The organism is Giesbergeria sinuosa, from assembly GCF_042652905.1.
Taxonomy (GTDB): Bacteria; Pseudomonadota; Gammaproteobacteria; order Burkholderiales; family Burkholderiaceae_C; genus Simplicispira; species Simplicispira sinuosa.
The window spans coordinates 78,206-91,444 of sequence record NZ_JBHSHJ010000007.1; the positions used below are offsets into that span (position 1 = coordinate 78,206).

General features: G+C 58.2%; 13 protein-coding genes and 1 tRNA gene. 6 read left to right on the forward strand and 8 right to left on the reverse strand.

Annotated elements, in window-relative coordinates; genetic code table 11:
• The first annotated feature begins 101 nt into the window (after positions 1-101).
• Genes ACFO6X_RS10175 through ACFO6X_RS10185 form a run of 3 tightly spaced genes read left to right on the forward strand, consistent with a single transcriptional unit; the run spans position 102 to position 2,413 of the window.
• Positions 102-899, forward strand: a complete 798-nt coding sequence (locus tag ACFO6X_RS10175) for an RNA methyltransferase (protein ID WP_382432637.1) — start codon at positions 102-104, stop codon at positions 897-899.
• Between the two features lie 38 nt (positions 900-937).
• On the forward strand, positions 938-1,711 hold the full coding sequence (cysE, locus tag ACFO6X_RS10180) for a serine O-acetyltransferase (RefSeq protein WP_382432639.1): 774 nt from the start codon (positions 938-940) through the stop codon (positions 1,709-1,711).
• A gap of 42 nt (positions 1,712-1,753) precedes the next feature.
• Positions 1,754-2,413 (forward strand): nitroreductase, encoded by a 660-nt coding sequence (locus ACFO6X_RS10185; RefSeq protein ID WP_382432641.1) that lies wholly within the window; start codon positions 1,754-1,756, stop codon positions 2,411-2,413.
• A 5-nt stretch (positions 2,414-2,418) separates the two neighbouring features.
• On the opposite strand, the gene ACFO6X_RS10190 is transcribed toward ACFO6X_RS10185, so the two are convergent.
• On the reverse strand, positions 2,419-4,227 hold the full coding sequence (locus ACFO6X_RS10190) for a glutamine--tRNA ligase/YqeY domain fusion protein (RefSeq protein WP_382432643.1): 1,809 nt from the start codon (positions 4,225-4,227) through the stop codon (positions 2,419-2,421).
• Positions 4,228-4,402: 175 nt separating this feature from the next.
• Between ACFO6X_RS10190 and ACFO6X_RS10195 the strand changes: the two genes are divergently transcribed.
• From ACFO6X_RS10195 to ACFO6X_RS10205, 3 genes are all read left to right on the forward strand, one after another.
• Positions 4,403-4,804 (forward strand): hypothetical protein, encoded by a 402-nt coding sequence (locus tag ACFO6X_RS10195; protein WP_382432645.1) that lies wholly within the window; start codon positions 4,403-4,405, stop codon positions 4,802-4,804.
• Positions 4,805-4,884: 80 nt separating this feature from the next.
• Positions 4,885-5,328: a type II 3-dehydroquinate dehydratase gene (gene aroQ / locus ACFO6X_RS10200; RefSeq protein ID WP_382432797.1), complete on the forward strand. Its 444-nt coding sequence runs from the start codon at positions 4,885-4,887 to the stop codon at positions 5,326-5,328.
• 104 nt (positions 5,329-5,432) lie between these two features.
• Entirely contained in the window at positions 5,433-6,116 is a 684-nt protein-coding gene (locus ACFO6X_RS10205; protein WP_382432647.1) for an alpha/beta hydrolase, read from the forward strand.
• 231 nt (positions 6,117-6,347) lie between these two features.
• On the opposite strand, the gene ACFO6X_RS10210 is transcribed toward ACFO6X_RS10205, so the two are convergent.
• From ACFO6X_RS10210 to cysS, 7 genes are all read right to left on the reverse strand, one after another.
• Entirely contained in the window at positions 6,348-7,418 is a 1,071-nt protein-coding gene (locus ACFO6X_RS10210; RefSeq protein WP_382432649.1) for an RNA-guided endonuclease InsQ/TnpB family protein, read from the reverse strand.
• A 168-nt stretch (positions 7,419-7,586) separates the two neighbouring features.
• Positions 7,587-7,679, reverse strand: a tRNA-Ser gene (locus tag ACFO6X_RS10215).
• A 42-nt stretch (positions 7,680-7,721) separates the two neighbouring features.
• Complete coding sequence (locus tag ACFO6X_RS10220; protein WP_382432651.1) at positions 7,722-8,990, reverse strand: aspartate kinase; 1,269 nt, start codon at positions 8,988-8,990, stop codon at positions 7,722-7,724.
• A 96-nt stretch (positions 8,991-9,086) separates the two neighbouring features.
• A complete protein-coding gene (tilS, locus tag ACFO6X_RS10225) occupies positions 9,087-10,028 on the reverse strand; it encodes a tRNA lysidine(34) synthetase TilS (protein ID WP_382432653.1) in 942 nt (313 codons plus the stop codon).
• A 21-nt stretch (positions 10,029-10,049) separates the two neighbouring features.
• Positions 10,050-11,027: an acetyl-CoA carboxylase carboxyltransferase subunit alpha gene (locus ACFO6X_RS10230; RefSeq protein ID WP_382432655.1), complete on the reverse strand. Its 978-nt coding sequence runs from the start codon at positions 11,025-11,027 to the stop codon at positions 10,050-10,052.
• A 53-nt stretch (positions 11,028-11,080) separates the two neighbouring features.
• Positions 11,081-11,830: a DNA-3-methyladenine glycosylase family protein gene (locus ACFO6X_RS10235; RefSeq protein ID WP_382432657.1), complete on the reverse strand. Its 750-nt coding sequence runs from the start codon at positions 11,828-11,830 to the stop codon at positions 11,081-11,083.
• 23 nt (positions 11,831-11,853) lie between these two features.
• Positions 11,854-13,230 (reverse strand): cysteine--tRNA ligase, encoded by a 1,377-nt coding sequence (gene cysS, locus ACFO6X_RS10240; RefSeq protein ID WP_382432659.1) that lies wholly within the window; start codon positions 13,228-13,230, stop codon positions 11,854-11,856.
• Between the last annotated feature and the right edge of the window lie 9 nt (positions 13,231-13,239).

Here is a 13,239-nt window from a genome sequence, read left to right on the forward strand (position 1 = left end):
CGACAATAAGGCCCCTGATTTTACCTGTGCCGTCCCCAACGTGCATCGTGCCTTTGCAACGTTTGCAGCATGGGTGACGCCCCAGGTCTGCTCTGCCTGCCATGAAAACCCGCTTTATCCTGATCCAGACCAGCCATGCTGGCAATGTAGGTGCTGCTGCCCGCGCCATGAAAACTATGGGCTTTGATGATTTGGTGCTGGTAGCGCCGCGTTGGCCCAACGTGTTGCGCCGTGAAGAAACCATCCAGCGGGCCAGTGGTGCCTTGGATGTGCTCAAAAATGCCCGCATCGTTGAGACTCTCGATGAAGCCCTAGATGGCCTGAGTCATCTGTGCGCCACTGCCATGACACCGCGTGATTTTGGCCCGCCCACGCGCGCCCCGCGCCAGCATTTTGAGTTGCTGTTGCAAGGCGCCCTGTCTACCCATGCTGTGGCCCATGCAGAGGCCACAGCGGCTGCCACGGCTCCAACCAGTGCAGAGACGGGGGTGGGCTTTTTGTTTGGTTGTGAGCGTTTTGGCATGGCCAATGAAGATGTGTACCGTTGTGATGTTGCCTTGCAGATCCCAACGCACCCGCAATTTGGCTCGCTCAATTTGGCCGCTGCCATTCAGGTAATTGCCTACGAGTGGCGCCAAGCTTTGGGCGGGTTTGCTGCGCTTGCCACAGCACCGGCCACTACCACCACAAACCGGGCCGATGCAGCCCAAGTGGCAGGGATGCTGGCACATTGGGAGCAGGCGTTGCTGGCTGTGGGTTTTTTGGACCCTGCGTCACCCAAAAAGCTCATGCCCCGGCTCAACCAGCTTTTTAATCGGGCGCAATTGCAGACCGAGGAAATCCACATCCTGCGTGGTGTTGCCAAAGCCATGATCGAAGCAGCACAAGCAAAGCACTAAACTTGCCAGCTCTTTGGCTTGCACGGTACTTTCTTTCCATGTTCACCCGCCTGCGCTCCGATATCCAGTGCATTCTTGAGCGCGACCCGGCTGCGCGCAGCACTTGGGAGGTATTGACTTGCTATCCCGGCCTGCACGCACTGGTGCTGCACCGCCGTGCCCATTGGTGCTGGACGCATGGCCTCAAGTGGCTCGGGCGCTTCATTTCTCACAGTGCGCGCTGGCTCACGGGTATCGAAATCCACCCCGGTGCCCAGATTGCACCCTGTGTCTTTATTGATCATGGCATGGGCGTAGTCATTGGCGAAACCGCCGAAATCGGCCCCGGCTGCACCATCTACCACGGTGTCACGCTTGGTGGCACTTCTCTTTACAAAGGCACCAAGCGCCATCCCACCCTGGGGGCCAATGTGGTGGTGGGAGCGGGTGCCAAGGTGTTGGGCGGCTTCACGGTGGGCGATGGGGCCAAAATCGGCAGCAATGCCGTGGTGACCAAGCCCGTACCGGCAGGTGCCACGGCAGTGGGCAATCCGGCCCGCATCATTGAGGCACAGGCCGATGTGCGTCGCGAGGAAGCCGCCTCCAAAATGGGGTTTTCTGCCTATGGTGTCACGCAAAGCGATGATCCTCTCTCTCAGGCCATGCGTGGCCTGATCGATAACGCCAGTGCCCAAGAACACCAGATTGCCCTGCTGTGGCAAGCAATAGAAAAGTTGGCTGCCGCCCCCCAGAACGGCAATTGCGTGCCTGCTGATGCCGCCCGACAGGAGCAGTTCGAGGCAGACAAGCTCAATGCCTTGGTGGGCAAGTAAGGGCTGGAGCCACTTTCTTTTTTGTATCAGGAGATCAGACCGATGGATGTATCCCAAGCCTTGCAGCAGCGCCGTTCGGTGCGGGCGTTTTTGCCACAAACCCCGAGTGCCCTGCTGGTGCGTACTGTGCTCGAGCGCGCTGCCTGCGCTGCTTCGGGGGGCAACCTGCAACCTTGGCGTGTGGTGGCCCTGACGGGCGAGGCGTTGGCGCAGGTGCTCCAGGCCGCTGCTCAATCAAACCCCCAAGAATATGCCAACAGTTTGTCGTATCCACCCAACCTGTGGGAGCCCTACCGCACGCGCCGTTTTGCCAACGGGGAAGACCTTTATCGCACCTTGGGCATCCCCCGCGAAGACAAAGCTGCACGGTTGCAACAACTGGCCAAGAATGCGCAATTCTTTGGCGCTCCTGTGGGCATCTTCATCTGCATTGATGAGCGTATGGGCCTGCCGCAGTGGATGGATGTGGGGATTTACCTGCAATCGTTGATGCTCCAAGCCACTGAAAGCGGATTGGCTACCTGTGCACAGGGATTTTGGCGCAAATATACCGAGGTGCTGCGCGAGCCGTTGGCCTTGCCCCAGCCCTACACCATTGCCTGTGGCGTGGCATTGGGCTATGAAGACACTGCGGCTCCCATCAATGCCCTTGAGGCAGGCCGCGCACCCTTTGATGAATGGGCTGTGATGCGCGGCTTTTGAGCCTGTCAGGCCCAACTGTCTTTTAGCCCCACAGCCCGGTTGAACACTGGTTTGCCCGGTGCATGGTCTACGCGGTCGGCCACAAAGTAGCCGTGGCGTTCAAATTGAAACTTGGCATCGGGTTGGGCATGGGCCAACGAAGGTTCAATGATGGCTGTGACCACTTTCAGGCTGTTGGGGTTGAGCGCCTGCAAGAAGTCCTTGCCTCCGGCATCGGGCTGGGCGTCAGCAAACAGGCGGTCGTACATGCGCACTTCGGCCTGTATGCCGTCACTCACGCCGACCCAGGTGATGGCAGCCTTGACTTTGACGCTATCGGCACCGGGCGTGCCGCTCTTGGTATCGGGCACTACGGTGGCCAGCACCTCGGTGATCTGCCCATGGGCATCCTTGGTGCAGCCGGTGCATTCAATCACATAGCCACCCTTGAGGCGCACCTTGTTGCCGGGGAACAGGCGCTTATAACCCTTGGGCGGGACTTCGGCAAAGTCTTCGCGTTCAATCCAAACCTCTTTACCTATCTGAAAGTGGCGTAACGGTGGTTCGGTGCCTGCTGGGGGATGGGGCAATGCGGGCAAGACGCAAGGCTCCAGATGTCCAGCTCCCATCACTTCGTCCCAGTTGGTGAGCACCAATTTCACTGGGTCTAGCACCACCATGCCCCGGTGTGCCGTGGCTTCAAGGGTCTCACGCAGGCAACCCTCCAGCGTGCTGTAGTCGATCCAGCTGTCACTCTTGGTCACGCCAATGCGCTCAGCAAACAGTTGCAAGCTCTCGGGGGTGTAGCCCCGACGGCGCAGGCCCACGATGGTGGGCATACGTGGGTCATCCCAGCCACTGACTTTGCCTTCATTCACCAGCTGTGCCAGCTTGCGTTTGCTGGTGACGACATAAGTCAGGTTCAGGCGTGCAAACTCGTATTGGTGCGGTGCAGGTGCTGCCAGCAAACCGGCCTCAATCAGGCGTTGCAACAGCCAGTCGTAGAACGGGCGCTGGTCTTCAAACTCCAATGTGCAAATGCTGTGGGTGATTTGTTCCAGTGCGTCTTCAATCGGGTGGGCAAAGGTGTACATCGGGTAGATGCACCATTGGTCGCCAGTGTGGTGGTGGCTCGCGTGCTTGATGCGGTAAATGGCTGGATCGCGCAGGTTGATGTTCGGGCTTGCCATGTCGATTTTGGCGCGCAGCACGGCTGCACCATCGGGCAAAGCACCATCGCGCATTTGGCGAAAGCGGGCCAGATTTTCTGCGGGAGTGCGGCTGCGGTACGGGCTGTCTATGCCGGGTTTGCCAAAGTCGCCCCGGTTGGTGCGCATTTCTTCGGCAGTTTGCTCGTCCACATAGGCGTAGCCGGTCTCAATCAAAGCCTCGGCAGCCCGGTACATGAAGTCAAAATAGTCGCTGGCCTGGTAGGGCTGGTCGTTGCCCGGTTGGCTCCAGTCAAAGCCCAGCCAACGCACGGCATCCATGATGCTGTCGACGTATTCTTGGTCTTCTTTTTCTGGGTTGGTGTCGTCAAAGCGCAGATGGCATACGCCACCATAGTCGCGCGCCAAGCCAAAATTGATGCAGATGGATTTGGCATGGCCCACATGCAGATAACCATTGGGTTCGGGCGGAAAGCGGGTGCGGATTTTGGCCGGGTCGGGCGCGCCCGCAGCGTGGTGAGCGGCATCGCCAGGGCTACCCGCCCAGCGGCGGCTGGCATAAGTGCCTTTGTCCAGGTCGTGTTCGATGATCTGGCGCAAGAAGTTGCTGGTTTTGGTGACTTCAGGGGCCGCAGTAGCGGCGGGGGCAGATGTGGGAATACTCATAGCGGGCATTTTAGGTGGCGGGTATGGTGACGGTGGTGGTGCTATGGCCGTTAGATATACGTCCAGAAACAAGTTTGCTGGCTTTTCTTGCCATCCTGTAGCCGCTGTGCGGCGTTAAGTCTGCATTCAACCGCAGACATTCGGGTTTGTGGTTTTCTTTTCAGGAGATTTCGGTATGGCAAGCAACCGTTTTTTTAGCGCACTGCTGGCAGGTGCCAGCCTGACCTTGGCGGCACTGCTGGGTACTGGCGCTGCGCAAGCCCGCGATGTGAATTGGTCGATAGGGATCAGCACCCCCGGCGTGGTGGTGGATGTGGACAATGGCCGTGCGGTGCGTGTGGTTCCAGCTCCGGTGTATCTGACCCCCCCACCCCCCCGCCCGGTCTACTACCCAGCGCCCCCTCAGCCGGTGTATTACGCTCCGCCCCCGCGTCCCGTTTACTATGCCCCTCCCGTTTATGTGGCTCCGCCAGCGGGGTATTACTATCGTGATGGTCGTCGGCACCATCGGCACCACCACCATGACCGGGGCCATCGGTATGGGCATGATCGCCGTGGTGATTGGGATCGTCGCTGAGCTGGTGCGCGGGCGTTGATAATGCACGATTTGGCCCTGTCGGCACAGGGGGCGGATGGGACTGGCATGTCAGGAGTTTGCTGTTGAAAACTGTTTTTGTCCTCAATGGGCCCAACTTGAACCTATTGGGTACCCGCGAGCCCACTGTCTATGGTGCTCAGACTTTGGCTGATGTAGAGCAAATCTGCATTGCCGCTTGCGTTCGGCATGGTTTTGCATTGCGTTTTCACCAAAGCAACCACGAAGGTGTACTGTTAGACTGGATTCATGAGGCAGGTCGTTTACACGCGGCCGGGCAATTGGCTGGTGTCGTGCTCAATGCGGGAGCCTATACCCATACCAGCATCGCTCTGTCCGATGCCATCAAGGGCACAGGGGTAACGCTGATCGAGTTGCACATCAGCAACGTTCATGCGCGCGAGAGCTTTCGCCACCATTCTTATCTGTCGGCGGTAGCCAAGGCCGTGATGTGTGGCTTGGGGGTACAGGGCTATGGGTTGGCTATTGATGCACTGGCCTTGTAGGCAGGGGGTGGAACAGGCAAGGTATCCATCCGTACCCTAGAGCATGTTGGCGTGGCTCAGAGTAAAGTGCAACCTGTTTTGCTTGACCATGGTGGGAGCCTGACATGCTGGATTTGCCACTGACTTTTTTACAACGCCCTGCAGCGCCGGGCACGCCTCGGCCTTGGCTGCTGGTGCTGCTACATGATGTAGCCAGCAACGAGCACGATTTGCTACAGCAAGTTACGGCATTTCCTGAGCGTTTTTACTTGTTGAGTCTGCGTGCACCACACCGTATGGGGCCGGGCTCCCATGCTTGGTTTGATTTTGCAATACCGCCTGGTGGCAGTCCGGTGATCGATTTGGAGCAAGAAGCCCAGAGTCGTGCACTGGTGGTGCAAAGCATCGTGGCGGCAGGGCTGCGCTTGGGCATTACACCAGAGCATGTAGTGGTGGCTGGTTTTGGTCAGGGCGGCATCATGGCTTTGTCGCTGCTGTTGGGGCGCCCTGAGCTTATGCGTGCTGCCATTGTTTGGCATGGGCGTTTGTTGCCAGATGTATTGCCAGACATGCTGGATTTGCAGGCCGAACGCAGCGCCTTTCAAGGCCACCAGTTGTGGGTAAGCCACGGCACGCACGATGCCGTGGTGCCTGCCGTCCATGCCCAATCTATCCGTCGCCAGTTAGAAAATACACCCATTCGTACCACCTTCCGTGAGTTTGCTGTGGGCCATGAGTTGCGGGTGGGCGAGGTGGCTGCCACCGTCTCGTGGGTGGAGGGGTTGGCGACTTTACAGCCTTCTTTTTGAACCAATGCCGCTGCCACCTTGGTTTTGACTGTAGCAGCCCAGAGCATTAACGAGATGGGTACACGCGCAGACAAGGCAGCAAGGTGTAGGCAGCGGGACCGATACATTCGAGCACTTGCGGGCTTTGCATGTGACGTCTGCCAATCAGCCAGAGCGTGCCCCAGTAGAGGGGTTGTGCAATACGGGACAGAGGGCTGTAACAGAGACAGAGACGTTGACATCCTCCCCGCCCTAAAGGACGGGGATTCCTACTGCTAGACGGCGATGCCCCGCCGCGAGAATGTTGCGTGCCGCATTCACATCGCGGTCGTGTTCCGCTGCGCACTCGCTGCACTTCCACTCTCTTATTCGCAAACCCGCTCTACCTTTCGGACTGCTGGCAGGGATGGCCCCGCAGCACGAGCAAGTCTGGGTGGTGTAGCTTTCATTCACTACTTCAAAGACGACACCGGCCTGATGGCTCTTGTATTCCAACATCGTCTTGAGCATGGCCCAGCCCGCATCCAGTGTGGACTTGGCCATCTTGGTTGTGACCAGCTTGGCGCTGCTCACATCACCGACAAAAATAGCGGCGTTTTGTTTCACCAGTTCCGTGCTGAACTTATGCAGCACATCTTTGCGCTGGTTGGCAATTTTTGCGTGGATGGCTTTGATCCGGTGCTTTTGGTGCGCCCGCTGTGCAATACCGAGTTTGCATTCGAGCTTGCGGTAAAAACGCCCTTCAATGCGTTCGCCAGTAGAAGTGACCGCCGCCTCTTTCAAACCCAAGTCGATACCGACACTGGCTGCGCCCGCACTGGCCTGGGCCTGCACCTTGACCACCACATTCAAATACCAACGACCCCGGCTGTCTTGGCTAAAACGGCCCGCACGCAACTCGTAGTCCGCTAGGCCGTAGCTGTCCCACAAACAAAAGCGATGACCCGCAAAGGCGATTTGCCCCGCTTTGTATTGCAAGGCCCGCGCTTTGAACGGAATCCAGCCCAAGCTGTATTTGCTGGACTGGGGGTTGGAGATACGCCAGCGCAGTTTGGCTTTTTTGAATTGCTTGCGTACTTTGGCGTAGTCCTCGCACACCTGTTGCACAGTGGGCGAACCGATGTGTATGCGATCGCACTGGCTGAAACCGTTGGTGAGCTTTTGCAGGTCGTAGCCCGAGAGCCATTGGTGGCGCTCGCGGATGGCGCGGTGGCTGGTTTCGTTGCAAAAATTCCAGACCTGATTAACCTCACGCGCCATCAACGCCAGCACTTTGGCGTGCTTGTCTTTGATGCGCAGACGCAGGGTTTTGGTGCAGTCCATGACGTAGATTATGGATTGCGCTTAACCCCGGACTGAACTCCGGGGCTTCCCTCCCGCGCACCGGGTGAAGTATGGACTGCTGCTGGGTAGTTCACAACATGCTTTTAAAAAGCGGATACCAGACTTGGAAAACAAAAAGCCCCCTGAATTGCTTCAGGGGGCTGGTTTTGGCGGAAACGGAGGGATTCGAACCCTCGATGAGGCTCTACACCCCATACTCCCTTAGCAGGGGAGCACCTTCGGCCACTCGGTCACGTTTCCAATCCTGCCATTGTACCCTGATTTTCAGGGTGGTTGCAAGAATCACTCGGCAGGTTTGTCCAGATCGAAGGCGGTGTGCAAAGCGCGCACGGCCAGTTCCAAGTATTTCTCGTCGATGACGACCGAGGTCTTGATTTCGGAAGTAGAAATCATCTGGATGTTGATGTTTTCTTGGCTAAGCACGCGGAACATGGTGCTGGCTACGCCCACATGGCTGCGCATGCCAATGCCGACAATACTGACTTTACAGATATGGGGATCGCCGACCACTTCTTGGGCGCCCAATTCGGGCACCACCTTGGTGCGCAGCAGATCCAAGGCACGGTTGTAATCGCTGTGATTGACGGTGAAGCTGAAATCAGCCTTGCCATCTTTGCTAATGTTTTGGATGATGACATCCACTTCGATGTTGGCCTCTGCCACCGGGCCGAGGATACGGTAGGCAATGCCGGGGGTGTCGGGCACACCCAGAACCGAGATCTTGGCTTCGCCACGGTTGAACGCGATGCCGGATACAACGGCTTTTTCCATTTTTTCGTCTTCCTCAAAAGTGATGAGCGTGCCCGATTGGGCTTCTTCGGCCAGGTCAATGTCCCAAGGGGTGAAGCTTGACAGCACCCGCATGGGCACCTTGTACTTGCCAGCAAACTCGACCGAACGAATCTGCAACACCTTGCTACCCAAACTGGCCATTTCGAGCATTTCTTCGAAACTGACAGTGTGCAAACGGCGAGCAGCAGGCACCACGCGTGGGTCGGTGGTATACACCCCATCCACATCGGTGTAGATCAGGCACTCGTCAGCCTTCATGGCAGCCGCAATCGCCACGGCGGAGGTGTCAGAACCACCACGACCCAAGGTGGTGATGTGGCCGTCCTCGTCAATGCCCTGAAAGCCCGTGATAACCACTACCTTGCCACCGGCCAAATCGGCACGTACGCGCTGATCGTCAATCGACTCGATGCGGGCTTTGGTGTAGCTACTGTCTGTGCGCACAGGCACTTGCCAGCCGGTATAGCTGATGGCGTCCAGCCCTTCGGCCTGCAAGGCAATGGCCAACAGGGCCGATGATGCCTGCTCACCTGTAGCAGCCAGCATGTCCAGCTCGCGTTGGTACTCAGCCGTAGATTTGGCAGGAGCCAGTTCGCCCGCCAGACCCAGCAGGCGATTGGTCTCGCCGCTCATGGCGCTGGGTACAACCACCATCTGGTGGCCAGCGCGCGCCCATTTGGCCACGCGTTTGGCAACGTTGCGGATGCGCTCGGGCGAACCCATCGACGTGCCGCCATATTTATGAACGATCAATGCCATTGGAGATGTGTGGTGACGAAACCCAGAGGGCGCGGCGCAGGTTGAACAATGTTTTGGGGCGCCGCCGCGTTTCGTGCAAAAGTAGGCCAAAACTTGTCAATTGTACCAATGCAGCACCGCACCAGTGCGGATGACGAACCCACGCCCTACCTTGAGGTGGATGCGATGGCCTCGCGTGGTGCAGGCGTGTATTTGCTGTTGCAACTGGGTTAACTGGTTGTTGGCTGGAGTTGTTTGGTGGGCGATGAGCAACCAGTGGCGCAGCACATTGGCTTGGCGTGCCGGGCTGAGGGCTTGTAACGCATGGATGTGGGGTGGGTTGCCCACTTGGGCCAAGTCTTGCTCGGCCAGCTCTGACAACAACTCCTTGGCTTGTGCTGCATGGGAAGCACTGCGGGCAAAAGTTGCACGAAACGCCGGGAAGACAGCTTCTAACACGGGCAACAGGCGGGCGCGGATGCGGTTGCGTGTGTAGCGTTCGTCGGTGTTGCTGGGGTCTTCGACCCAGTTGTGGTGTTGGGTTTGTAACCAACGGCGGATGTCTGCACCAGCGACCAATAGCAAGGGCCGGTGCCAAACCAACCCGCCGCGTTGCCACTGTGCGGGCATGGCTGCCAGCCCGGCCACTCCAGCCCCGCGCGAGAGTGCCAACAGAAGCGTCTCTACTTGATCGTCGGCGTGTTGTGCCAGTGCGATAGACGCTGGTGCTATGGCATGGGTTGTTGCAGCGGTTTGCAGGGCTTGGTAGCGTGCTGTGCGGGCCGCTTCTTCTGGGCTTTGTCCACGGGCATGGCGGGCATCGACGCGTTGCACCGTTAAGTGCACTTGAAGCCGTGCACATAAATCGATGCAATGCTGTTCAAAGTGATCGGCTGCCGCTTGTAAGCCGTGGTGGACATGGATAGCCGACACTTGGCCTGGCCAACGCTGGGCGCAGGCCAGCAACAGTGCGGTGGAGTCCGCACCGCCACTCAAGGCGATGGTGAGAGGCAGCACAGGGTGAAAGGCCGCGATGGCCGCCTCAAAACACTGCGTCATGGCTGCCGAAGTGGCTTTGGTTCAGCGGTGGTTGGCTTTGGTGTCGCTAAAACGGCCATAGCTTTGCAGACGGGCGTAACGGCGCTCTATCAGCTCATCTACCTTGAGGTCTGCTACCTGCCGGAAGGCGTCGCCCAGCGCCCGCTTGAGCAGGGCCGCCATGTGTTTGCTGTCGCGGTGTGCACCACCCACCGGTTCATTGACGATTTTGTCCACCAGCCCCAGAGCCTTCAGGCGGTGTGCGGTAATGCCCAGGGCTTCGGCTGCATCTTGTGCTTTGTCGCTGGTTTTCCAAAGGATAGAGGCACAACCTTCAGGGCTGATGACCGAGTAGATCGAATACTGCAACATCAGCAATTGGTCGCAGACACTCAGGGCCAGCGCACCGCCAGAGCCGCCCTCGCCGATGATGGTGGTGATGATGGGCACTTCCAGTTGTGCCATCTCGTAGATGTTGCGGCCAATGGCCTCAGATTGGCCGCGCTCTTCAGCGTCAATGCCCGGAAAAGCACCAGGCGTATCGACAAAGGTGAAGACTGGCAGCTTGAACTTCTCGGCGGTTTTCATCAGCCGCAGTGCCTTGCGATAGCCCTCGGGGCGGGTCATGCCAAAGTTGCGCAGGGCGCGCTCTTTCGTATCGCGGCCTTTTTGGTGGCCCAGCACCATACAGGCGTTGCCATTGAAGCGTGCCAAACCGCCTACGATGGATTTGTCATCGGCAAAGTGGCGATCACCATGCAGTTCAACAAAATCGGTGAACAAGCCTTGCACATAGTCCAGTGTGTAGGGGCGCTCGGGGTGGCGGGCAATCTTGGTGACCTGCCAAGGTGACAGCTCGCTGTAGATGCCCTTGGTGAGTTGTAGGCTTTTTTTGCTGAGTTGGTCGATTTCTTCGGAGATATCGACGGCGCTTTCGTTTTGCACATAGCGCAGTTCTTCAATTTTGCTTTCGAGTTCAGCAATGGGTTGCTCGAAATCGAGAAAAGTTTTTTTGGCCAAAATGGGTTCTCCTTGTGCGTTCTCAGCGCCGAATCTGGCGGGAGCAACGGCGTTCAGGGCGCTAGCGGCTGGGGTTCCAGCGAGCGCCAAATATACCAAGTGGCTACGCTGCACCACGGCTGCCAGGCTTGTGCTACCTCGCGTGCTTCACTGCGGCTCACCAGATCACCAGAAAAATAATTGTGGCTGATGCCACGGATCAGCCCAGCATCATCCAATGGCAACACGTTGGGGCGCAGCAGATGAAACATCAGAAACATCTCTGCTGTCCAGCGGCCCACCCCTCGCAACTGCATCAACTGTTGGATGATGGCCTCATCGTCCATGGTGGCCCAGCTTTGGGGACGCAGTTTGCCGTGGACGAAGTGCTGTGCCAGATCCAGCAGGTAATCTACCTTGCGCGGCGATAGCCCTGCGGCACGCATGTCGTCGACCTTCAGCTGCAATACATCTGCTGGCAAGACCCGGCGCGGTTCATCAGCAACGGGTGGCGGGGCCAAATCCAAGGCCAGTTGCACCACCGTGGTGGGGGGCATTGGCTCTGCAACCAGCGGTGCAGGCAACAGCGCCAACAGACGCTGCCACAGCGTTCTGGCGGCTGAGACCGAAATTTGTTGCCCCACCATGCTGCGAGCCAGTGTGGTGAAAGCATCCCGACTTGGGCGCAGCACATGTTCACCCAACTGCGGAATCAGGCGACGTAACACCCGATCTTTTTGCATCAGCTGCGCGCAAGCCTGCGCCCAATAGGGCGGCAGGTCGGGGTGGCTGGTGTAGCGGCTGGTTTTTCTGGCGGTTTTCACAGGCGGTGCAGGGGGTAGAACGGCTATTGCACAGCTTCCCAAGTGGTGCCGGTGGGGCTGTCTTTGAGCACAATGCCTTGTTCTAGCAGCTCTTTGCGGATACGGTCGGCCTCGGCCCAGTTTTTGGCGGCTTTGGCTGTAGCACGGGCGGCAATCTGTGTGTCGATGGCGCTGACGTCTAGACTGCTGCCCGCCTGCAGGAAATCTTGCGCAGGAGTTTGCAGCAAGCCCAGCACGCCCCCCAGTGCCTTGAGCAGTCCGGCCACTTGGGGCGATTTGCTGCGGTTGGCTTCACTGGCTAAATCAAACAGCACGGCTACGGCTTCAGGGGTGCCAAAATCCTCGTCCATCGCTGCTTTGAAGCGGGCGGCATAAGGATCGGCCCAGTCGATGGCGATGTCTGCGGCGGGCACCTCGGCCAAGGCGGTATAGAGGCGCTTGAGTGCGGCACGGGCATCGTTGAGATGCACATCGCTGTAGTTGAGTGGGCTGCGGTAGTGGCTGCGCACGACAAAGAAACGCACCGTCTCGGCATCGTATTTTTGCAGCACATCACGGATGGTGAAAAAGTTGCCCAGGCTTTTGGACATCTTTTCGTTGTCGATGTTGATAAAGCCGTTGTGCATCCAGAAGCGGGCCAAGGGTTGGCCGTGCGCCCCTTCGCTTTGGGCGATTTCGTTTTCGTGGTGCGGAAACTGCAAATCAGCGCCGCCACCGTGGATATCAAAGGTCTGGCCTAGCAGCGCACAACCCATCGCCGAGCACTCAATATGCCAGCCGGGGCGGCCTTTACCAAACGGACTCTCCCACTGCACTTCGGCAGGCTCGGTGGGTTTGGCGGACTTCCAGAGGACAAAATCCAGTGGGTCGTGCTTGCCATCTTGTACCGCCACCCGCTCGCCAGCATTTAACTCGTCGAGCGACTTGCCCGAGAGCTTGCCATAGCCTACAAACTTGCGCACAGCATAGTTCATATCGCCATTGCCCGCTGGGTAGGCCAAGCCCTTGTCTTGAAGCTGACCAATCAGCGACAGCATCTGCGGCACATAGTCGGTGGCGCGCGGTTCGTGGCTGGGGCGTTCAATGCCCAAGGCATCGGCATCTTGGTGCAAGGCGTCGATCATCCGATCTGTCAGGTGGCGGATGCTCTCGCCATTTTGCACGGCACGCTGGATGATTTTGTCGTCAATGTCGGTGATGTTGCGTACATAGCTGACACGGTAGCCGCTGGCCTTGAGCCAACGTTGCACCACATCAAAGGCAACCATAGAACGTGCATGGCCCAGATGGCACAGGTCATACACCGTCATGCCGCAGACATACATGCGGACATGGCCCGGCTCCAGCGGCGAAAACGCCTCCAAGGCACGCGATAGCGTGTTGTAGATACGCAGACTCATGGAATAGTG

Bases quoted from the DNA above. Each gene is read 5' to 3' on its own strand.
- ACFO6X_RS10220 (WP_382432651.1), bottom strand. From the start codon at position 8,990: ATGGCATTGATCGTTCATAAATATGGCGGCACGTCGATGGGTTCGCCC.
- ACFO6X_RS10195 (WP_382432645.1), top strand. From the start codon at position 4,403: ATGGCAAGCAACCGTTTTTTTAGCGCACTGCTGGCAGGTGCCAGCCTG.
- ACFO6X_RS10190 (WP_382432643.1), bottom strand. From the start codon at position 4,227: ATGAGTATTCCCACATCTGCCCCCGCCGCTACTGCGGCCCCTGAAGTC.
- ACFO6X_RS10175 (WP_382432637.1), top strand. From the start codon at position 102: ATGAAAACCCGCTTTATCCTGATCCAGACCAGCCATGCTGGCAATGTA.
- ACFO6X_RS10205 (WP_382432647.1), top strand. From the start codon at position 5,433: ATGCTGGATTTGCCACTGACTTTTTTACAACGCCCTGCAGCGCCGGGC.
- ACFO6X_RS10185 (WP_382432641.1), top strand. From the start codon at position 1,754: ATGGATGTATCCCAAGCCTTGCAGCAGCGCCGTTCGGTGCGGGCGTTT.
- ACFO6X_RS10210 (WP_382432649.1), bottom strand. From the start codon at position 7,418: ATGGACTGCACCAAAACCCTGCGTCTGCGCATCAAAGACAAGCACGCC.
- tilS (WP_382432653.1), bottom strand. From the start codon at position 10,028: ATGACGCAGTGTTTTGAGGCGGCCATCGCGGCCTTTCACCCTGTGCTG.
- cysE (WP_382432639.1), top strand. From the start codon at position 938: ATGTTCACCCGCCTGCGCTCCGATATCCAGTGCATTCTTGAGCGCGAC.
- cysS (WP_382432659.1), bottom strand. From the start codon at position 13,230: ATGAGTCTGCGTATCTACAACACGCTATCGCGTGCCTTGGAGGCGTTT.